At 67.6% G+C, this 21,765-nt stretch carries 13 protein-coding genes; all 13 read left to right on the top strand.

What is annotated here, in order from left to right:
* Positions 1 to 71 precede the first annotated feature (71 nt).
* The 13 genes from glf to SCNU_RS15025 all read left to right on the top strand — a co-directional run bounded on the left by glf (position 72) and on the right by SCNU_RS15025 (position 21,591).
* Positions 72 to 1,274 (top strand): UDP-galactopyranose mutase, encoded by a 1,203-nt coding sequence (gene glf, locus SCNU_RS15085; protein WP_009680256.1) that lies wholly within the window; start codon positions 72 to 74, stop codon positions 1,272 to 1,274.
* A complete protein-coding gene (locus SCNU_RS15080) occupies positions 1,271 to 3,196 on the top strand; it encodes a glycosyltransferase (RefSeq protein WP_009680255.1) in 1,926 nt (641 codons plus the stop codon). Before glf ends, SCNU_RS15080 begins: the two co-directional genes overlap by 4 nt.
* The gene (locus SCNU_RS15075) at positions 3,177 to 3,770 is read left to right on the top strand and encodes a phosphatase PAP2 family protein (protein WP_040518567.1); all 594 of its coding nucleotides are present in this window, start codon (positions 3,177 to 3,179) and stop codon (positions 3,768 to 3,770) included. Before SCNU_RS15080 ends, SCNU_RS15075 begins: the two co-directional genes overlap by 20 nt.
* Positions 3,771 to 3,780: 10 nt before the next feature.
* Positions 3,781 to 4,698 (top strand): decaprenyl-phosphate phosphoribosyltransferase, encoded by a 918-nt coding sequence (locus SCNU_RS15070; protein ID WP_009680253.1) that lies wholly within the window; start codon positions 3,781 to 3,783, stop codon positions 4,696 to 4,698.
* Positions 4,685 to 6,769, top strand: coding sequence for an arabinofuranosyltransferase AftB family protein (locus tag SCNU_RS15065; RefSeq protein WP_238526457.1), 2,085 nt, complete (start codon positions 4,685 to 4,687; stop codon positions 6,767 to 6,769). Before SCNU_RS15070 ends, SCNU_RS15065 begins: the two co-directional genes overlap by 14 nt.
* Before the next feature lie 347 nt (positions 6,770 to 7,116).
* The gene (locus tag SCNU_RS15060) at positions 7,117 to 8,115 is read left to right on the top strand and encodes an alpha/beta hydrolase (protein WP_009680251.1); all 999 of its coding nucleotides are present in this window, start codon (positions 7,117 to 7,119) and stop codon (positions 8,113 to 8,115) included.
* Positions 8,116 to 8,363: 248 nt separating this feature from the next.
* A complete protein-coding gene (locus SCNU_RS15055; RefSeq protein WP_009680250.1) occupies positions 8,364 to 9,788 on the top strand; it encodes an alpha/beta hydrolase-fold protein in 1,425 nt (474 codons plus the stop codon).
* Between the two features lie 117 nt (positions 9,789 to 9,905).
* On the top strand, positions 9,906 to 10,454 hold the full coding sequence (locus tag SCNU_RS15050; protein WP_009680249.1) for a DUF732 domain-containing protein: 549 nt from the start codon (positions 9,906 to 9,908) through the stop codon (positions 10,452 to 10,454).
* Positions 10,448 to 11,431 carry a cutinase family protein gene (locus SCNU_RS15045; RefSeq protein ID WP_009680248.1) on the top strand — a complete coding sequence of 328 codons (984 nt, stop codon included), beginning with the start codon at positions 10,448 to 10,450 and terminating at the stop codon, positions 11,429 to 11,431. Before SCNU_RS15050 ends, SCNU_RS15045 begins: the two co-directional genes overlap by 7 nt.
* A 130-nt stretch (positions 11,432 to 11,561) precedes the next feature.
* Positions 11,562 to 12,572, top strand: coding sequence for an LLM class F420-dependent oxidoreductase (locus SCNU_RS15040; RefSeq protein WP_009680247.1), 1,011 nt, complete (start codon positions 11,562 to 11,564; stop codon positions 12,570 to 12,572).
* Between the two features lie 115 nt (positions 12,573 to 12,687).
* Positions 12,688 to 14,589: a long-chain-fatty-acid--AMP ligase FadD32 gene (gene fadD32 / locus SCNU_RS15035; RefSeq protein ID WP_009680246.1), complete on the top strand. Its 1,902-nt coding sequence runs from the start codon at positions 12,688 to 12,690 to the stop codon at positions 14,587 to 14,589.
* A 97-nt stretch (positions 14,590 to 14,686) separates the two neighbouring features.
* A complete protein-coding gene (gene pks13, locus SCNU_RS15030) occupies positions 14,687 to 20,023 on the top strand; it encodes a polyketide synthase Pks13 (RefSeq protein WP_040518592.1) in 5,337 nt (1,778 codons plus the stop codon).
* 17 nt (positions 20,024 to 20,040) lie between these two features.
* On the top strand, positions 20,041 to 21,591 hold the full coding sequence (locus SCNU_RS15025) for an acyl-CoA carboxylase subunit beta (RefSeq protein ID WP_009680244.1): 1,551 nt from the start codon (positions 20,041 to 20,043) through the stop codon (positions 21,589 to 21,591).
* The last annotated feature ends 174 nt before the right edge of the window (positions 21,592 to 21,765 follow it).

The raw sequence follows: 21,765 nt of genomic DNA, 5'->3' as shown, positions 1-21,765 counted from the left end.
CAGCGTGACCTGTGCCGCCGGGCCTGCTCGATGCGGGAATACTCAGGAACCGTCCGATAGGCTGGGCAGCCGTGACGAACAACAGCACCTTCGACTTGATCGTGGTCGGCTCGGGCTTCTACGGCCTGACCGTTGCCGAACGAGCAGCGACGCAGCTGGGAAAGCGAGTGCTCGTCGTCGAGCGCCGTGACCACATCGGTGGCAACGCGTACTCGGAAGCGGAGCCGGAGACCGGGATCGAGGTCCACAAGTACGGCGCCCACCTCTTCCACACCTCCAACGAGCGGGTGTGGGAGTACGTCAACCAGTTCACCGACTTCACCGGTTACCAGCACCGCGTCTTCGCGATGCACGACGGCCAGGCCTATCAGTTCCCGATGGGACTCGGCCTGGTCTCGCAGTTCTTCGGCCGGTACTTCACCCCCGACGAGGCGCGCGCGCTGATCGCGGAGCAGGCATCCGAGGTCGAGACCGGGGAGGCCGCGAACTTCGAGGAGAAGGCCATCAGCCTGATCGGCCGGCCGCTCTACGAGGCGTTCATCAAGCACTACACCGCCAAGCAGTGGGAGACGGACCCGAAGAATCTGCCTGCGGGCAACATCACCCGTCTGCCGGTCCGCTACAACTTCGACAACCGGTACTTCAGCGACACTCACGAGGGTCTGCCGGTGGACGGCTACACTGCGTGGCTCGAGAAGATGGCGGCCGACGAGAAGATCGAGGTCCGACTGTCCACGGACTGGTTCGACGTCCGCGACGAGCTGCGTGCGGCGAACCCCGATGCGCCGGTGGTGTACACCGGCCCGCTCGACCGCTACTTCGACTACTCGGCGGGCCGGCTCGGCTGGCGCACGCTCGACTTCGAGGTGGAGGTGCTCCCGACCGGCGACTTCCAGGGCACCCCGGTGATGAACTACAACGACGCGGACGTGCCGTTCACGCGCATCCACGAGTTCCGCCACTTCCACCCGGAGCGGAAGTCGTACCCGACGGACAAGACCGTCATCATGCGGGAGTTCGGCCGGTTCGCCAAGGACGACGACGAGCCCTACTACCCGATCAACACCCCCGACGACCGCGACATGCTCGCCACCTACCGCGACCTCGCGAAGGCGGAGACGGCGTCGTCGAAGGTGCTCTTCGGCGGTCGCCTCGGGACCTACCAGTACCTGGACATGCACATGGCCATCGCCAGTGCGCTGACCATGTTCGACAACACGCTGGCGCCGCACCTGAGCGACGGTGCGCCGCTGGCCGAGGGAGAGACTGAATGACCGCTGCGTCAGCAGAAGCCGCACCGACCAAGGCCGTCAGCCTGCTGCAGCGCGTGATCTTTCCGCGCCCGGGCGAGCCCCTCGACGTGCGGTCGCTGTACCTCGTCGAGTCGGAGAGCAACTCCTCGCGCGCCCACGCGCCCGAGCGGACCAGTGTGAAGCTCGGCGCCGAGTCCGAGGTCAGCTTCGCCACCTACTTCAACGCCTTCGCCGCGTCGTACTGGCGCCGCTGGAGCGTGCTCGACTCGGTGGTCCTGCGGGTGGAGGTGCGCGGCACCGCCCGCGTGGACCTGTACCGCTCCAAGATCGACGGTGCGCGCATCGCGATCGGCGGCGGTCTGGTCGAGGGTCTCGCTGCCGGGAGTGAGTCGAACGACGTCCGCGTGTTCGAGTACGAGACCGACCTCGGGCCGTTCGAGGACGGCGGCTGGATCTGGTTCGACATCACCACCGACACCGAGACCGAGGTCCTGTCGGCGGGCTGGTACGCGCCGATCGAGCCGACGCGGGGGAGCGCCAACGTCACCGTCGGCATCCCGACGTTCAACCGGCCGGGCGACGCGGTCGCCGCACTGACCGCGCTCACCTCGGACCCGATGGTCGACGCGGTGATCGACGCCGTGCTGATGCCCGATCAGGGCAACCGCAAGGTCGTCGACGAGGACGGCTACGACCTCGCCGCCGAGCGACTCGGCGACCGGCTGCACATCTTCGACCAGGGCAACCTGGGCGGATCGGGCGGGTACGCCCGGATCATGTACGAGGCGTTGCGCCTGACCGACAGCCCGTACGTCCTGTACATGGACGACGACATCATGATCGAGCCCGACTCGATCCTGCGCGCGCTGGCGATGTCGCGGTTCGCGAAGACGCCGATGCTCGTCGGCGGCCAGATGCTGAATCTGCAGGACCGCAGCCATCTGCACTGCATGGGCGAGGTCATCGACCGCAACCGCTTCATGTGGACCGCGGCCCCGTTCGTCGAGTACGACCACAACTTCGCCGAGTACCCGCTCAGCGACCGCGAGAACTCCAAGAACCTGCACCGGCGCATCGACGTCGAGGGCAACGGCTGGTGGATGTGCATGATCCCGCGCGAGGCCGCGGAGACCATCGGCCTGCCGATGCCGCTGTTCATCAAGTGGGACGACTGGGAGTACGCCCTGCGCGCCGCGCGGGCGGGCTACCCGACCGCGACCATCCCGGGCATCGCGATCTGGCACATGGCCTGGAGCGACAAGGACGACGCGATCGACTGGCAGGCGTACTTCCACCTGCGCAATCGTCTGGTAGTCGCGTCGATCTACACCGACGGCTCCATCGACGGCATCCTGAAGTCGATGGCGAAGGCCACCGCAAAGCACCTGCTGTGCCTGGAGTACTCCACGGTCGCGATCCAGAACGAGGCGATCCGGGACTTCCTCGCGGGCCCGGACCACATCCGCTCCCTGCTGCCGACGGCGCTGGGGAAGGTCGCGCAGATCCGCAAGGGATTCCCCGACGCGGTCGTGCTGCCGTCGGCCACCGATCTGCCGACCACTACGGGGGAGGCCACCGCTCTCGGCGTCAACGCGCCGAAGGGGCCGATCGCCAAGGTCAAGGCGCTCGCCGCCGCGGTCGTCAACAACGCCCGCCCGGCCGATCCCCGTCACCACAGCGTGCCGCAGGCGAACTACCCGCCGATCGAGGCCCGCTGGTTCTCGCTGGGCCGGGTCGACGGTGTCACGGTGACCACCGCCGACGGTCGTGGCGTGGTGTACCGCCAGCGTGACCGCGACAAGATGCTGGCGCTCGGCGCCGAGTCCGCGGCGCTTCTCAAGCAGCTGCGCGACGAGTTCGACGCCAAGCGCCGCGAGTACCGCGCCGCGCATGACGATCTGGTGAGCAAGGAGAGCTGGGCCCGTGTCTTCGGAATCGATTGATCAGACCGCGGTGGCGGAACCCGCGACCGGCGAGGCCGCGGTGCTGGTCGCCGTGCAGTCCGCGATCGCGGACCGCCCGGGCGTGCTCGAAGGCGCCCGCGGACTGTCCCACTTCGGTGAGCACTCGCTCGGCTGGCTCGCGCTCGCCGGCGCAGGCGCCTACGCCGCGCATCGTCGCGGTGACGTGACCGCGCGCCGCCGGTACCTCGAAGCCGGTGCGGGCGCCTTCGTCGCGCACGCCGCGTCCGTGGTGATCAAGCGCGTGATCCGTCGCAAGCGCCCGAGTCACCCGGACATCCGCGTCGGCGTCGGAACGCCCAGCAAGCTGAGCTTCCCATCGAGCCACGCGACGTCGACCACCGCCGCCGCGATCCTGCTCGGGCGTGCCACGGGCAGCCCGGCGGCGCAGGTTCTGGTGCCCGCGGCGGTCGTGCCGCCGATGCTGCTTTCGCGTCTCGTCCTGGGTGTCCACTACCCTTCCGATGTGGCCGCCGGCGCGCTCGTCGGTGCAGTGACCGCCGGAGCGGTGATCGCCGCCGATGCAAACGCCCGCAAACGAGACTCGAGCAAGTGAGGAACCACCGATGAGTGAGGAGCCGATCGAGCACGGCGTCCCCGGTCCGCCGAAGAACTTGGCGACAGGTCTGATCAAGGCGCTCCGCCCGCGTCAGTGGGTGAAGAACGTCCTGGTGCTGGCTGCACCGCTGGCCGCCGGAACCGAAGTCCTCAAGGACTCCGAGCGGATGCTCAACGTCGGCGTCGCCTTCGTCGCGTTCTGCATGGTCGCGTCGTCGATCTATCTGATCAACGACGCCCTCGACGTCGAGGCCGATCGTCAGCACCCGACCAAGCGCTTCCGCCCGATCGCCGCGGGCGTGGTCCCGCGCAACCTCGCATTCGTGCTCGCGGTGATCCTCGCCGCGGGATCGATCGGGGTCTCGTTCATCGCGAACTGGCAGACGGCCGTCACCATCGCCGTGTATCTGGCCGTCCAGCTGGGTTACTGCTTCGGCCTGAAGCATCAGGCCGTCGTCGACATCTGCATCGTCTCCTCGGGCTTCCTGCTGCGCGCGATCGCCGGTGGCGTGGCCGCCGAGATCGACCTGTCGAAGTGGTTCCTGCTGGTCATGGCCTTCGGTTCGCTGTTCATGGCGGCGGGCAAGCGGTACGCCGAACTGCAGCTCGCCGAGCGCACGGGCGCCAAGATCCGCAAGTCTCTCGAGTACTACACCACCACCTACCTGAGGTTCGTGTGGACGCTCTCGGCCACCGCCGTGGTGCTCTGCTACGGCCTGTGGGCCTTCGACGGCATTCACTCGCAGAACGTCTACTACGCGATCTCGATGGTGCCGTTCACCGTCGCGATCCTCCGCTACGCCGTCGACGTCGACGGTGGCCAGGCGGGCGAGCCGGAGGACATCGCCCTGGGCGATCGGGTCCTGCAGTTCCTGGCGGTGGCGTGGGTCGTCCTGGTGGGTGTTGCGGTCTATGTCCCGGTCTGACGAGAGCTCTTCGACCTCCCACCCCGACGATGTGACGGCGCTGATCCCGATCGTCTCGGACGAGTCGGACGACGATCACGTCGCCGAACCGCCGGCCGAGGACCCGGCTCCCGCCGATTCGCGGCCAGGCCGCCGCCACCTCATCGCGCCGATCGCGAGCTTCTCGATCGGCGCGATCGCGGTCACCGTGCTGTTCGCGATCGGCGCCTGGCAGCGCCGCTGGATCGCCGACGACGGCCTGATCGTGCTGCGCACCGTGCGGAACCTGCTCGCGGGCAACGGACCGGTCTTCAACGCGGGCGAGCGCGTGGAGGCGAACACCTCGACCGCGTGGACCTACCTGATCTGGTTCTGGAGCTGGGTGACCGGCGCGGAACACACCGAGTACGTCGCCCTGTGGGTCGCGCTGGTGCTGTCGGTGGCCGCGCTGCCGCTGGCCATGTACGGCACCGCCCGCCTGTACGGCCGCCGCGTGCTCGGCCCCGGTATCACCCTGCTGCTGCCGCTGGGCTCGATCATCTACATCGTCATCCCGCCCGCGCGCGACTTCGCCACCTCCGGGCTCGAGAACGGCATGGTGATCTTCTGGATCGCTGCCCTGTGGTGTCAGTTCCTGGCCTGGGGCCGTCGTGATCCGGGCGATCGCAGCGCGCGGTCTCGGGCCGCGTTCCTCGCACTGACCTTCACCGCGGGAATCGCACCGCTGATCCGGCCCGAGATCACCATCCTCGGTGCCCTGGTGCTGCTCGTGCTGTTCGTCTCGCGGATCGGCTGGCGCATGCGCGTGGCCATGGTCGTCGTCGCGGGCGCAGTGCCCGTCGGCTACCAGATCTTCCGGATGGGTTACTACGCGGTGCTGGTCCCGAACCCGGCGATCGCCAAGGACGCGAGCGGCTCCAAGTGGCAGCAGGGCTTCGCGTACCTCGACAATCTCTTCAGCCCGTACACCCTGCTGCTGCCGGTGATCGTCGCCGTGGTGATCGGGGTCGTGCTCGCCGTCGGCTCGTACCTGACCCGACGCGACCGCCGGACCGAGTCCGGTGCGTCGACCGCAACGCACGACGTGATCGACGCGGATCCGCACTCCTTCTCCTCGCGCGCGCGCCGGGCGTGGTCGACGATGGTCGACCGGGTGCAGTCGCAGAACGCCGTCGTCGCCACCGTCGTGGTGGCCGGCCTGATTCTCGGCCTCTACTGGCTCCGTCAGGGCGGCGACTTCATGCACGGCCGCGTGCTGCTGGCTCCGCTGTTCATCCTGCTGCTTCCGGTGATGGTGATTCCGGTGACCGTTCCGGCCACGCTGTCGACCAGACGCTCGCGCTACCAGCTGGTGGCCGGTCTGCTCCTGCTCGGTGGGTTCATCACCACCGTGTGGTGGGGAGTGGCCGTCAATCAGACGGTGTTGCCGAACGCCGGCATGGACATCGGGCGTGACGGCATCGTCGACGAGCGGCGGTTCTACGTCACGAACATGGGCAATGAGAATCCCGTCACCGCGGAGGACTACCTCGAGTACCCGCGCATGCGGGCGATGGTCGAGAAGATCCACGAGACGGAGGCCGAAGGCGGCGGGGTGATCCTGCCGTCGGCGAACTTCGACGAGTGGTACGTCGCGCCGTTGCCGAAGCATCTGGCGCCGGGCATTCCGCGTGAGACGACGGTCTACTTCCTCAATCTGGGCATGACGAGCATGAACGCGCCTCTGAACGTCCGCGTGGTCGATCAGATGGGCCTCGCGTACCCGCTGGCCGCGCATACGCCGCGACTGACCGATGGACGCATCGGCCACGACAAGCATCTGCCGACCGAGTGGGTGGTCGCCGAGAGCGGCAGTGTCTCGGGCTTCCCGGCGTTCATCGATCGCGACGACGTGAAGATGGCGAAGGTCGCACTGACCTGTCCGATGACACAGGCGCGGTTCGCCTCGTACAAGGGCACGTGGTCGTTCGCTCGGTTCCGGCACAACCTCCGAGAGGCCGCTGAGTTCAACAGCTACCGGATCGCTCGTGAGCCCAAGTACGAGATTCAGCGCTGCGGACTGCAGATGCCGCCGGGCCTGAGTGAGGGCTGAGGTTCTGTTCGGGCAATCCTGAGACGGCGACGTGTCAGTTCGGTCTCACCGAGTGGCATCACAGGTATCGAAACGGTAACGTCCAGCTTCGGTTGCACGATAGACACGTCGTGGTCGAAGCAAAGGTGAGAGCTCTTGCGGAGGCCGTGCACGGTGCGCCAGCACCTGCTTGTGATTGCGGTCACAGGGTTTGGTGAGGGTAGGTGAGTCTAATAGGCTCGCTCTATCTGGTTGCAGATGTGACTTATGTGACGTCAACGGACGGCACCCATGCGTGCCGCAGAGGTTCGCACACAGCCTGAGGGTTGTATGTGAACGCAGAAGCAGAGTTAGGGAGAATGCAGTCAATGCGCGTAGCTAAGAGCAAACCGCAGGCCGGCCATCGCCGGTTCACCGCGGTCCTCGTCGCAGTGCTCACTGCCATGGGCCTGATGGGCACCGCGATCGGCGCCGGACAGGCCAGTGCCGCGTCGTACGCGGGGTTCTGGATCGACGCCTGCGGCATGCCGACCAACGGTGCCTTCGGCAACAAGTCGATGGCCCCCGGTCAGGTGAAGGTTCAGGCTTGGCGCAAGCCGGGCAACACCCGCACCGTGATCCTGCTGGACGGTATGCGTGCGCGCTACGACCGCAGCGGCTGGGACATCGAGACCAACGCTCGCGCGATGGCCGACCGCGGCGTCAACGTCGTCATGCCCGTCGGTGGTCCGGCGAGCTTCTACACCGACTGGGACGCGCCGTCGAACTTCAACGGTCAGCGCAAGGCCTACAAGTGGGGCTGCGTGCTCGACAAGCGTCTGGTTCCCGCGCTGCGCAGCAAGGGCTTCGCCAGCAAGGGCGGCAAGTACGCGATCATGGGCCTGTCGATGGGCGGCGGCGCCGCTCTGACCCACGCGGCTCAGCGACGTGATCTCTACTACGCGGCCGGCTCGCTCTCGGGTTACCTGACCCTGTCGGCGCCCGGCATGCGCACCGCGCTGCGTCTGGCGATGCTCGACGTCGAGCCCGCACCGTGGAACGTCGATGCGATGTGGGGCCCGCCGTGGAGCCCGCGCTGGACGGCCAACGATCCGTTCATGCTCATCAACCGCATGCATGGCCTGAAGGTCTTCGTCGGCTCGGGTAACGGATTCTTCGGTCGCTACAACTACCCGCAGAACACCTTCGACGACCTGTTCAAGGGCACCCCGCTGGAGCTTCTGGCGTTCGCCCAGGCCAAGGCGTTCGAGGCTGCCGCATTCGTCCAGGGCGTCCCGGTGATGTCCTACTCCGCGAACGGCACCCATGCCTGGGGCTACTGGAGCGACATGCTCTGGAACGCGAAGGCCCGCGGGTTCTTCAACTGATCTGACGGCCGGCCTCCTCGAGGCCGTCCTGCAGAGCCGCGACATCTGAGCCGCGACATCGTTTCGACGATGTCGCGGCTCAGTCTTTTCTCAGGTTCCAATGAGAAACTCCAGTCACAAAATTCACACGCGTCACAGCGTGGCGCGCACAACTCGGTGCGGTTCCCGTGTAGAAAGCACGGGAGGCGCTCCGTGTTTTCTACCCGCGGAGCCAGCGGCTACAGCCGGGACTTGTGGAGGAGCACGCAGTGAAGATCTGGACCAAGACGACCGCCGCGAGGCGTGGCGCGGCGAGTGTCGCGGTGGCCGTTTCCCTGGTCGCGGCCGGAGCCGGCCCGGCGCTGGCCGACCCTGCGCCCAAGCCGACCCAGCAGGCGCCGGCCAAGCCCGCACCCAAGCCGAAGACCGACAAGCCCGCACCGGCGAAGCCTGCGGCCAAGACGCCGCCGGCCAAGCCCGCTCCGCCGGCGACCGTGACCAAGACGTACTGGTACAGCGCGCACCGCGTGGCGCTGTGGGTGCATTCGCCCGCGATGAACACCGACATCCAGGTGCAGTTGCTGCTGGCCCGCGACTGGTTCTCGAACCCGGGAGCCAAGTTCCCGCAATTGACCATGCTCGACGGCCTGCGCGCGCAGGACGATCAGAACGGCTGGCTGATCAACACGAACGCCGAGCAGTTCTACCAGGACAAGAACGTCAACGTGGCGCTGCCGGTCGGCGGTGAGTCGAGCTTCTACACGGACTGGAAGGAGCCCGACCGCGGCAAGAACTACCAGTGGGAGACGTTCCTCATCCACGAGTTGCCGCCGATTCTCGAGGGCCAGTGGCGCTCGACGGATGTGCGCGGGATCGAGGGGCTGTCGATGGGTGGCTCCGCGGCGATGATGCTCGCCGCACGGAACCCCGGCTTCTACAAGTTCGCCGCGTCGTTCTCGGGCATCCTGCAGATGTCGTCCTACGGAATGCCGCAGGCAGTCCAGTTCGCGCTGCGCGACGGCGGCGGCTACGACTCGATGAAGATGTTCGGACCGCCGACCGACCCGGCGTGGAAGGAACACGATCCGTACGTGCTGGCCGACAAGCTCCGCGGCACCAGCCTCTACGTCTCGTCGGGCAACGGCGTCGTCGGCCCGCACGACAAGCCGTCCGACATCCCGCTGCTGGCCACCAACTACTCCGGCGTCGGCCTCGAGGTGCTCTCCCGGATCACCAGTCAGCAGTTCGCCGCCCGGCTGAACAAGCTCGGCATCCCGGGGCAGGCCGTGTACCGGCCGTCCGGAACCCACACCTGGCCGTACTGGGAGTTCGAGATGGCTCAGGCGTGGCCGCAGGCCGCCGGCGCCCTCGGCCTCGGCAGCGACAAGGTGGCCTGCCAGGTCGGTGACGCCTTCAAGAAGGCGCCCCAGATCAAGGACCTCGGCGGTTGCCTCACCCCGCAGTACCCGGTTCCGGGCGGCGCGGCGCAGGACTTCCGCAACGGACGGATCTTCACCGGACCGCAGGGACCGAAGGTCGTCGGCGGTGCCATCGGCGGCGCCTACGTTCCGGCCGCCGACCGCCTCGGCCTGCCGACCAGCGATGAGATGACCGGTCGCGACGGGGTCAAATTCAACACCTTCGAACGCGGCAAGATCACCTGGACCCCGCAGGGCGGCGCGCGGGTCGAGTGACCTGCCCGACCGTCCCAGTGCCGCTGTCTGAGTTTCGTCTGAGGAATTGCCATGTCTTCGCAGGTAAACCCCTTTGCGTGGCGGGAAGCCCGCAATGGCGGCGGTAGGCTGGCCGTCATGACTGCCAAGTACATCCGGATCGCCGCCGCGGCGGGCGCCCTCGCCGTAGCGGTGGGAGCGCTCACCGCGTGCAGCGATTCGTCGACTGCCAGCGCTCCGATCGGCACCGAGCCAGTCACGACCACCACGATGCCCGGTACCGACTCGAGCAAGGCGTCGGTCTCGTCGGAAGCCTCCAAGCAGGCCGCGGACGGCGCGTCCAAGGCCGCGGTGTCGCCGCCGGACACCAAGCCGAACGCCACCACCACGCCTCCGGCCAACTTCCCCGGCGGCTCGCCGCCGCCCAGCGGGATCAAGCTGAGCGACAAGGACAAGGCCTACCTCTCGGACCTGAAGAAGCAGAACGTCTCGTTCATGGGCGACGACGACAACAACGTCGCGTTGACCATGGGGCACTACGTGTGCGACGCCAAGACGCAGAAGGCCGACCCGATGCTGGTGAAGGCCTATGTGCGGGCCGCGATCGGTCCGATGACCAAGAGTGACGCCGAGGCCAATACCAAGTCCGACAAGGTCATCGCCGCGGCAGAGAAGAACCTGTGCTGAAGCGCCGCCGAATCGGGCGGCTGCTGTTGATCGTTCTGGTGCTGGCGCTGATCGCTGCGCTGCTGATCGGATTCCTGATCTATCAGTCGCTCAAGCCGCCGCCCCCGCCGCCCGGTCCGGGCACCGGACCCGCCACCACGACGCAGCCGGAGAACCGGCCGCAGGCGCAGCCCGCCGACTGTCCGGACGTGCTGACCCTGGTCATCCCGGGGACGTGGGAGTCGAGCGCGAAAGACGATCCGTACAACCCCACCGCGAACCCGAAGTCGCTGATGCTGAAGGTGTCCTCGCAGCTCGAGAACGAGTTTCCGACGGCCCGCACCGAGGTCTACACGGTTCCGTACAAGGCGCAGTTCCGCAATCCGACGAATCTCGCCGATCGCCAAGCCACGTACAACGATTCGCGTGCGCAGGGCACTCGCCGGGCGAACGCGAAGCTGCAGAAGACCCATGAGCACTGCCCGCTCACGCGTTACGTCCTGATGGGCTTCTCTCAGGGTGCCGTCATCGCGGGCGACATCGCGGGCGATATCGGCAACGGACGCGGGCCGATCCCCGCAGCCGACCAGGATCTGGTTCTGGGCGTCGGTCTGATCGCCGACGGCCGTCGTCAGCCGGGAGGCCAGCACGACGTCCCGCCGAGTCCGCCCGGCGTCGGAGCAGAAGTCGCCCTGGGCGGCTTCGGCAGCCTGGTTCCGGGCATCGAGATGTCGGGGGCCCGCAGCGGCGGGTTCGGCGACCTCACCGACCGGACGTACTCGATCTGCGCCCCTGGCGACCTCATCTGCGACTCGCCGACGGTCACCAACCCGCTCAACGCCATCAGCCAGCTGGCGAACGCGGCGAACAACCCGGTACACGCCATGTACGCGACGACTCGCTATTGGAAGTCCGACAGCGGACAGAGTGCGACGCAGTGGATGTACGCGTGGTCGTCGAAGCTGATCGAGGGTGCTCCGCACCCGTCCCACGAGTGAATGACGAGACGGCGGCCACAGACCTTGGTCGGTATCGGTGCCGGTCAGCTTGGGTCACGGGCCTGCCTGCGTTAACCTTCTCGGGTTGGGGTCCGTGTGGCGGACCGCAGACCTATGAGGAGAACGCTTCGTGACGACTGCCAAAGACTCGTCGACGCATGACGCCGACGGACTTCGGAAGTTCCGGTTCGGCGCGGGTGGCGAGGGCAACAAGGACGAGGGCGGCGCCCGCAAGTTCGTCAAGCTCGCCCAGACTGCCGAAGAGTATGGGTACGACACTTTCGCGATCCCGGATCACATGGGCAACCAGGTGGGTCCGCTCGCGGCGCTCGGGGCACTCTCCCAGGCCACCAGCACCATCCGGCTCGCGACATCCGTCCTGGCCAACGGCTTCCGTCACCCGGCGGTGCTGGCCAAGGAGGCCACCACCATCGACGTGCTGTCGAAGGGCCGCCTGGAACTGGGCATCGGCTCGGGCTGGATGAAGGAGGAGTTCGACAAGGCGGGCATCGAGTTCGGCACGCCCGGTGAGCGCATCCGCAAGCTCGACGAGGCGCTGACGATCCTCGACCGGCTGATGCGCGGCGAGACAGTCGACTTCGACGGCGAGTTCTACCAGATCAAGGGACTCGAAGGCTCGCCGCGGCCGCGTCAGGGGCCACGACCGCCGATCGCGGTCGGCGGCGGTGGGCCGAAGATGCTGGCGCTGGCGGCCAAGCACGCCGACATCATCTCGGTGGCGACCGGCACCACCCGCGAGGGCAAGCTCCGGTTGTCGGACATGACGATCGAGAAGACGATCGAGCGCGTCGACCGGATCCGGCAGGCCGCGGGCGAGAGGTTCGACCAGATCGAGCTGAACTGGACCATCGCGACCATCGTCGTCACCGACGACCGCGTGGCCACCGCGGAGATGGCGCTCAAGGCCCTGGAGCAGGGGTACCCGCCGAACATCGAGCGGGACGTGGAGCTGTCCGTCGACGACATCCTGTCGTCGCCGTACCTGGCCTTCGGCAGCTTCGAGGAGATCGCCGAGCAGATTCGCGAGGTCCGACGCCGGACCACGATGAGTTACGTGGGAGTATTCCCGACGCAGATGGACGCCTTCGCGCCCGTCATCCCGCTTCTGCGGGGAGAGTAAACTAACCGAGGTTTTCGTACGTTCGGGGGGACGCGGCAGGGGTGTGCCGAGGGTGGACGCGTGCGGATCAAGTGATGGAGACCGCGCATAACAGCGCGGGTACAGGAGTTATTGGATGCTGAATACCGAGTTCGAGCAGTTCCTCGACGAGACCGGCAACCTTCATTTCGAAGATGACGTGACGCTGGTCGACTACGTCGAGCGCAACGTGCGGGAACAGGCCGACACCCTGGCCTACCGGTTCCTCGATTTCAGCCGCGAGCGCGACGGTGAGCGGATCGACCTCACCTGGGCGCAGTTCGGCAAGCGGCTGCGCGCCGTCGCCGCACGACTGCAGCAGGTGACGCAGCCGGGCGATCGCGTGGCGATCCTCGCTCCGCAGTCGCTGGAGTACGTGATCGGCTTCTTCGCCTCGCTCTACGCGAGCAACATCGCGGTGCCGCTGTTCAGCCCCGACGAGCCGGGACACACCGATCGTCTGGTCGCGGTCCTCGCGGACTGTCAGCCGTCGGCGATCCTGACCTCGACGAAGTCGGCCGAGGCCGTCCGCGACTTCTTCTCCGACCGCCCGGCCAAGGATCGTCCGCGCGTCATCGCCGTCGACGCAGTGCCGGACTCGGTGGGGGCGACCTGGGTTCCGCCGGTCGCCGACCGCAACAGCCTCGACTCCGTCGCGTACCTGCAGTACACCTCGGGCTCCACTCGCGTGCCCGCGGGCGTCGAGATCACGTACGAGGCCGTCGCCGCGAACTGCCTGCAGATCTACGACACCATCGAGATCGACCGGAACGCGCGCGGCGTCACCTGGCTGCCGATGTTCCACGACATGGGCCTGCTGACGGTCATCCTCCCGGCGCTCGGCGGACGGTACGTGACGATCATGAGCCCGCAGGCGTTCGTGCGCCGGCCCGGGCGATGGATCCGTGAGCTCGCGGCGGTCGACGATCACGCCCCGACTTACGCGGCGGCACCCAACTTCGCCTACGAGCACGCCGCCGCCCGCGGACTGCCGCACGAGGGCGAGTCGCTCGACCTGTCGAACGTGATCGGTCTGATCAACGGCTCCGAGCCGGTCACCGTCAGTTCGATGCGCAAGTTCAACGAGGCGTTCGCGCCCTACGGACTGTCGCCGAAGGCGATCAAGCCCTGCTACGGCATGGCCGAGGCCACGCTGTTCGTGTCGGCCACCCAGCGCGACAACGAGGCGCTGATCAACTACGTCGACCGCGACAAGCTGAACCAGGGTGAGTTCGTGCCCGTCGACGCCGACGCCGAGGGCGCCGTCGCGCAGGTCTCGTGCGGTCAGGTGGCGCTGAGTCAGTGGGCCGTGATCGTCGACCCGGAGACCGGTGAGGAGCAGCCCGACGGCCGTGTCGGCGAGATCTGGCTCAATGGCATGAACATCGGCGAGGGCTACTGGAACAAGGACGAGGAGACCGTCGCCACGTTCCACAACTCCGTCGCCAAGATGCTCCCGACCGGCAGCCACGCCGAGGGTGCACCCGACGACAACCGCTGGATGCGGACCGGCGACTTCGGCGTCTGGTACGACGGCGAGCTGTACATCACCGGCCGCGTCAAGGACCTGGTGATCGTCGACGGCCGCAACCACTACCCGCAGGATCTCGAGTTCAGCGCGCAGGAGGCCAGCCCCGCGCTGCGCCCGGGCTTCGTCGCCGCATTCGCGGTGCCGTCGAACCAACTCCCGCGTGAGGTCTTCGAGAACGGTCACAGCGGTCTCACATACGACGCCGACGACGCGTCCGAGCAGCTGGTGGTCGTCGCCGAGCGCGGTCCGGGCCGCCGGAGCGATCCGCAGGAGATCGCGGACATCGTCCGCGCCGCGGTCGCCGGTCGGCACGGAGTGATGGTCCGCGACCTGCTCCTGGTGCCCGCGGGGTCGATCCCGCGTACGTCGAGCGGCAAGATCGCCCGGCGCGCCACCAAGGCGGCATACATCGACGGAACCCTCCGCGGTGGCTACCAGCAGACGGCATTCCCCGACGCGGACGCATGAGACAGCGGCAGGCCCGGTATGTCACGACGTGACGTACCGGGCCTGTTTGCTATGACACGCTCTTATAACGATTAACGTGATCGGTAGGCTGGACCTGATGTCTGAAACTGAAAACACTGCATCGACGGAGAACGCCGGCTCGAACGGCGAGACCGTCGGCGATCTGACCGTCGAAGATCTGCGCGACTGGCTGCGAGCCTGGGTCGCCGAGGCGACCGGGCAGCCCGCGGACAACATCTCCGTCGATCGGCCCATGGAGGAGTTCGGACTGTCGTCCCGCGACGCCGTGGCGCTGGCCGCGGACGTCGAGGACAAGACGGGTGTCGTGCTCACCGCGACGGTCGTCTACACCCATCCGACGATCGCGTCGCTCGCCAAGCGCGTGATCGAGGGCGACCCGGACGCCGGTCTCGACGTCGAGGCCGACCGGTTCTGGGAACGCGAACGGTCCGCCGACGACGACATCGCGATCGTGGGTCTCGCGACCCGCTTCCCGAAGGCGGGGAACACCCCGGAGTCCACGTGGGAGGCGCTGATCGGCGGTTCCGACGGCATCAGCGATCTGCCCGACGACCGCTGGCTGGAGTTCAAGGCCGATCCGCGGTTGGCCGAGGCCATCGAGAACGGCAACGTCCACGGCGGCTATCTGGACGACGTCAAGGGCTTCGACGCCGACTTCTTCCAGATGAGCCCCCGCGAGGTCGAGAACGTCGACCCGCAGCAGCGCCTCGCTCTGGAACTGACGTGGGAGGCGCTCGAGCACGCACACATCCCGCCGAGCGACCTGCGCGGCGGACAGGTGGGCGTCTTCATGGGCACCTCCACCAACGACTACCAGATGCTGGCGACACTCGGCCTCGGCGAAGGTGCGTCGGAGACGGCGGCGTACGCCCTCACCGGCACGGCGACGTCGATCATCGCCAACCGGGTGTCGTACTTCTTCGACTTCCACGGACCGTCGCTCGCGATCGACACCGCGTGCTCGTCATCCCTGGTGGCCGTGCATGAGGGCGTGCGGAGCCTGCGGAACGGCGACTCCGACGTCGTCGTCGCCGGCGGCGTCAACATGCTGATCACACCGGCCGCCACGCTCGGCTTCGACCAGATCGGCGCACAGGCCGAGGACGGCCGGATCAAGGCCTTCTCGTCGGACGCGAACGGCATGATCCGCGCCGAGGGCGGCGGCGTGTTCGTCCTCAAGCGCATGGCCGACGCCCGCCGCGACGGCGACACCGTGCTCGCGGTGGTGGCCGGTTCCGCGGTGAACTCCGACGGCCGGTCCAACGGCATCTTCGCGCCCAACCCGGAGGCGCAGGTGGAGGTGCTGCGTTCGGCGTACACCGACGCCGCGATCGATCCGCGCACCGTCGACTACGTCGAGGCGCACGGTACGGGCACCGTGCTCGGCGACCCGATCGAGGCCGACGCCCTCGGCCGCGTGGTCGGCCGCGGCCGCACCGGCGACGCGCCGATGCTGCTCGGCTCGGCCAAGACCAACTTCGGCCACATGGAGTCGGCCGCCGGCGCGGGCGCGCTCGCGAAGGTCGTGCTGTCGTTGCAGAACGACCGGCTGCCCGCGTCGCTGAACTATGTCGGACCCAACCCGTACATTCAGTTCGAGGCCACGAACCTGCGCGTGATCACCGAACCGACCGACTGGCCGCGCTACTCCGGCCACGCGATCTCCGGTGTCTCGGGTTTCGGCTTCGGCGGAACCAATGCGCACATCGTCGTCCGCGAGGTGCTGCCGTCCGACTACGACGACGCCGCGCAGGCGCCGGTCGAGGTGGCGGCGCAGGCCCCTGTCGTCGATGAATTCGACGATGACGACGACTACCTGACCGAGGCCGAGCGGGCCGTGCTCGCGGCGCAGGCGAAGAAGGCACCGGTCGTCGCGGAGGCCCCTCCGGTGGATCCGGCGGACGGTTTCGCGCCCGCCGCCGTCGAGGGCGCCGTGGTGCCGCTGGTGATCTCCGGCTTCCTGGCCTCGCGCCGGCGCAAGGCCGCGGCCGACCTCGTCGAATGGCTGGAGTCGGACGAGGGCAAGCAGACGCCGCTGGTCCAGATCGGTCGCGCGCTGGCCCATCGCAACCACGGTCGTACCCGATCCGTCGTGATGGCGCGGACCCACGAGGACGCGGTCAAGGGCATGCGTGCCGTCGCCGACGGCAAGGCGCTCCCGTTCGTCTACACCTGCGACTCGCCGGATGCGGCGTCGGCCGTCTGGCTGCTGTCGGGCTTCGGTTCGCAGCACCGCAAGATGGCCAAGCAGCTGTACACGGAGAACCCGGTGTTCGCGAAGTACGCCGATCGCGTCGACGAGTACATCCAGCGCGAGCTGGGCTACTCGATGGTCGAGATCTTCCTCGACGACGCCCGGACCTACGAGATCGAGACCGCGCAGATCGGCATCTACACCATCCAGGTGGCGCTCGCCGACACCATGCGTCATTATGGCGCCGAGCCCGGCGTGCTGGTGCCGCACTCGATGGGTGAGGCCTCGGCCGCGTACATCAGCGGCGGGCTGTCGTTGGAGGACGCGACCCGCGTGATCTGCCAGCGCTCGCGCCTGATGGGCGAGGGCGAGGCGATGCTGACCGGCGACGCCGTGCGGTTCATGGCGCTGGTCGAATACAGCGCCGACGACATCAACGACGTCCTGGTCGACTACCCCGATCTGGAGATCTGCGTCTATGCGGCCCCGACGCACACCGTCATCGGTGGGCCGGGCCCGCAGGTGGATGCGATCGTCGCGCGCGCCGAGGCCGAGGGCAAGCTGGGCCGCAAGCTGCAGACCAAGGGCGCCAGCCACACGTCGCAGATGGACCCGCTGCTCGGCGAGCTGTCGTACGAGATCACCGGCATCGAGCCGCAGCGACTGAAGTACGGCGTCTACAGCTCGGTGGATCGCGAGACCTTCTACCGCCCGGGCACGCCCGACGTCTTCACGATCGAGTACTACCTGAAGGGACTGCGGCACAGCGTCTGGTTCGCCCAGGCCATCGCGAAGTCCGTGGAGGCCGGTCACCGTACGTTCGTCGAGCTGTCGCCGAACCCGGCGGTGCTGATCTCGGTCGCCGCGACCACCTTCGGCGCGGGCGTTCACGACGCCGAGCTCATCGAGACCCTCCGGCGCAAGGAGGACGAGAGCTACGGCCTGGTCAACGCGCTGATGAAGCTCTACGTGCACGGCCACCCGGTCGACGTCGCCTCACTGTTCGGCAGCGGACCGGACCAGCGTTTCGCGAACATTCCGCGCACGCGCTTCGAGCGCAAGCCGTACTGGATCGACGCGACGATCGCCTCCGGCTCGGGCGCGGGCTCGATTCCCGGTGCGCACGTCGCACTCCCCGACGGCAGGCACGCGTGGGAGGTCAACTCGTCCGCGGTCGTCGATCCGCGGGAGCTGGTACTCGCCGCGGCGAAGCAGGTGCTCGGCTCCGACGCGGCGATCGCCGCGGTGGAGGCGAGCGGTGAGTTCCCCGCCGACGGCACCGTGACCACCACGCTCACCCGCCATCCGGGCGGCGCCGCGATCAGTGTCCACGCCGGACCGCAGGGTGGTTTCGCGCTGGTCTACCAGGCGGCGGTCACCGGTGCGCCGGTCGCGGGTGCGCCCGCGGTCGATGCTGCGGGGACACAGACCGCCGCGGATGCCGCGAAGGCCTCAGGCTTCGTCGACGAGAAGCTGGTGGTCGAGGACGAGGTGGTCGAGGACATCGGCAATCGCTGGAGTCCGGACTCGGGTGAGAGCGTCGGCGACCGTCTGGCAGTGATCGTCGGTGAGTCCATGGGTTACGACCCGGAGGACCTGCCGCGCGAGATCCCGCTGATCGAGCTGGGGCTGGACTCGCTGATGGCGGTCCGCATCAAGAACCGCGTCGAGTACGAGTTCGAGATCCCGCAGCTCCAGCTGCAGGCGATGCGTCAGGCCAACCTCTCCGACGTCGAGAAGTTCGTCGCCTTCGCGGTCACGCACCGCGATCAGCTCGACGAGTTGAACAACTCGGCCGACGGCGGCGAGCTCGACACCGCCGCGCTGAACGCCTACATCGACGAAGAACTGGCGAAGGATGCTTTGAAAGCGGAGGCGCCCCAGGCGCCGGAGCCTTCAAAGCAGGTTGAGGTCGCTGAGACTCCTCAGGCTGCGGACGCTGACCTTCCTCAGGCTGCGGATGCTGACCTTCCTCAGGCTGATCGAGTAAGCGAGGGAGCGGAGCGACCGAGCGCATCGAGATCCCCAGCCCCAGACGCCGACATCACCCCAGCCACCCCGGCCCCCACCATCACCGACCAGGCGTCGGTGGCGGAGGCCGCGGGGACGGACGTCCCGCCGCGTGATGCGGCCGAGCGCCTGGCGTACGGCGTCTACGCGGTCGTCACGGGCAAGTCGGCGGGCGGCGTGTTCAACAAGCTCCCGGTGCTCGACGAGGACACTGCGGAGAAGCTCACCGAACGGCTGAACGAGCGGACCGGCGGCGAGATCGACGTCGAGGACGTGCTCGATTCGGAGACCATCGAGGAGCTGTCGAACTACGTCCGTCAGCACATGGAGGCCTCGGCCGACATCGACGGCTTCCTCCGGTTCCTGCAGGTGCCGAAGGACGCCGACGGCAAGTCGAAGCACACCTTCGAAACCACCGCGGGCGACCCGACGCCGATGCTCGTGTTCCACCCGGCGGGCGGCAACACCTCGGCGTACGAGGCGCTGCTCAAGCGACTGCCGGAGGATCAGCCGGTGATCGGCTTCGACCGCGTCGAGGGCACCATCGAGGAGCGGGTCCGGGAGTACATGCCGCGCCTGCGCGAGGTGCAGCCGCACGGTCCGTACGTGCTGGTCGGCTGGTCCCTCGGCGGTGCGCTGGCGTACGGCGCCGCGCAGCTGCTCCGCGAGCAGGGCGAGGAGATCGCGTTCGTCGGACTGATCGACGTCGTGCGTCCGAGCCAGGACGTTCCCGACACGCCGGAGAACAAGCGGGCGCGTCTGGAGCGGTGGAAGGCGTTCGCGATCAAGACCTACGGACTCGACGAGGACGTGCCGATCCCGATGGACCGGCTGGTCGCCGCCGACGACAACGAGCAGTTCGCGATCATCACCGAGATGATGTCGATGTCGGGCACCAAGATCCCCGGCGGCATCATCGAGCATCAGCGGACGTCGTTCCTCGACAACCGCGCGCTGACCGAGATCAATCCGTCGAAGTACGACGGCAAGGTGGTCCTCTACCGCGCCGACAAGATGCACGACGGCGCGATCGAACTGGAGCCGCAGTGGGCCGAGATCGATGAGGACGGTCGCTGGGGCGAGGTGGTCGACGATCTCGAGATCATCCACATCGGCGGCGACCATCTGGCTATCGTCGATGAGCCCTACGTCGCGAAGGTCGGAGCAGACCTGACTCGCCGCATGGCCGACCTCAAGACCGAGAAGTGACGGAAAGGGCGCACGGAGTGAGTGACACGACTGCTGCCAAGCTCGCCGACCTGCGCGAGAAGCTGGAACTGGCGAAGGAGCCCGGCGGCGAGAAGGCGATCGCCAAGCGCGCCAAGAAGGGCATCCTCTCGCCACGTGCCCGGCTGGAACTGCTGTTCGATCCCGGCACCTTCGTCGAGGTCGGAGCGCTCGCCAAGATGCCGGGCGCCGGCGAGACCGGTTACGGCGACGGTGTGGTCACCGGCCACGGCCTGGTGCACGGTCGTCCGGTCGCGGCGTTCAGCCACGACCAGACCGTGATGGGCGGCACCGTCGGCGAGATGTTCGGTCGCAAGGTGTCGGCGCTGATGGAATGGGCGGGCAAGCTCGGCTGCCCGATGGTCGGCATCAACGACTCCGCGGGTGCGCGCATCCAGGACGCCGTCACCTCGCTCGCCTGGTACGCCGAGATGGGCCGCCGCAACGACCTGCTCTCGGGTCTGGCGCCGCAGATCTCGGTGATCCTGGGCAAGTGCGCGGGCGGTGCCGTCTACACGCCGGCCAACACCGACATCCTGGTGGCGGTCGAGGACAAGAGCTACATGTTCGTCACCGGTCCGGACGTCATCAAGCAGACGACCGGCGAGGAGATCTCGGCGGAGGACCTCGGCAGCGCCCACAATCAGGCACGGTGGGGCAACATCCACCACATCGCCCCCGACGAGGCCGCCGCCTTCGAGTGGGTGCGCGAGTACCTGCAGTACATGCCGTCGAGCGCGCACGAGCAGCCGCCGGTCATCAACCCGGGCCTCGAGCCGGAGATCACCGAGTCGGATCTGAGCCTCAACGAGTTCATGCCCGACAATGACAACGCCGGCTACGACATGCGGGACATCATCATCCGTCTGTTCGACGACGGTGCCTTCCACGAGGTCGGCGAGCTCTTCGCGCCGAACATCCTGACCGGTTTCGCCCGCGTGGACGGTCGCAGCGTCGGCATCGTCGCCAACCAGCCGAGCGTGATGGCGGGCACCATCGACACCGACTCGTCCGAGAAGGCGACCCGCTTCGTGCGCATCTGCAATGCGTACAACATCCCGCTGATCTTCCTCGTCGACACCCCGGGCATCCTGCCCGGACTCGTCGAGGAGCAGAAGGGCACCATCCGGCGGTCGGGCAAGTTCCTGTACGCGTACGTGGAGGCGGACGTCCCCAAGATCACCGTGGTGCTGCGCAAGGCCTACGGTGGCGCGTACGCGGTGATGGGCTCCAAGCAGCTCGGCGCCGACATCAACTTCGCGTGGCCGACGGCCAAGATCGCCGTCATGGGCGCGGAGTCTGCGGCGGCGATTCTCACCCGTCGACAGACCGAGGGCCTGTCGGCCAACGACGCCGACAAGGTGCGCCAGGACTTCATCTCGTTCTACAACGCGATGATGGCCACGCCGTACCTCGCGGCGGAGAAGGGCTACGTCGACGCGGTGATCGAACCCGCGCAGACCCGCCTGCAGCTCCGCAAGGCGCTCGCACAGCTCCGTGACAAGCAGGTGCTGCGGAACCCGCGCAAGCACTACCTGATGCCGATCTAGTAGTCCGGCTCCGCACCGACTCGTGCCGTATTCCGTTACCCGATTCGGGTAACGGAATACGGCACAAGTCTTTTCGCTGACTGCGCGTCGCGGCGGACGGGTCATTCGGTCGGCGGACGGCAGATGGCGTGTCCGCCGGTGCGCTGGGAGTATGGCTGCGATTCGATATCGGAC

The sequence above is a fragment of the Gordonia neofelifaecis NRRL B-59395 genome (assembly GCF_000192435.1).
Classification (GTDB): Bacteria; Actinomycetota; Actinomycetes; order Mycobacteriales; family Mycobacteriaceae; genus Gordonia; species Gordonia neofelifaecis.
This window is presented reverse-complemented; position numbering and strand designations above follow the sequence as displayed.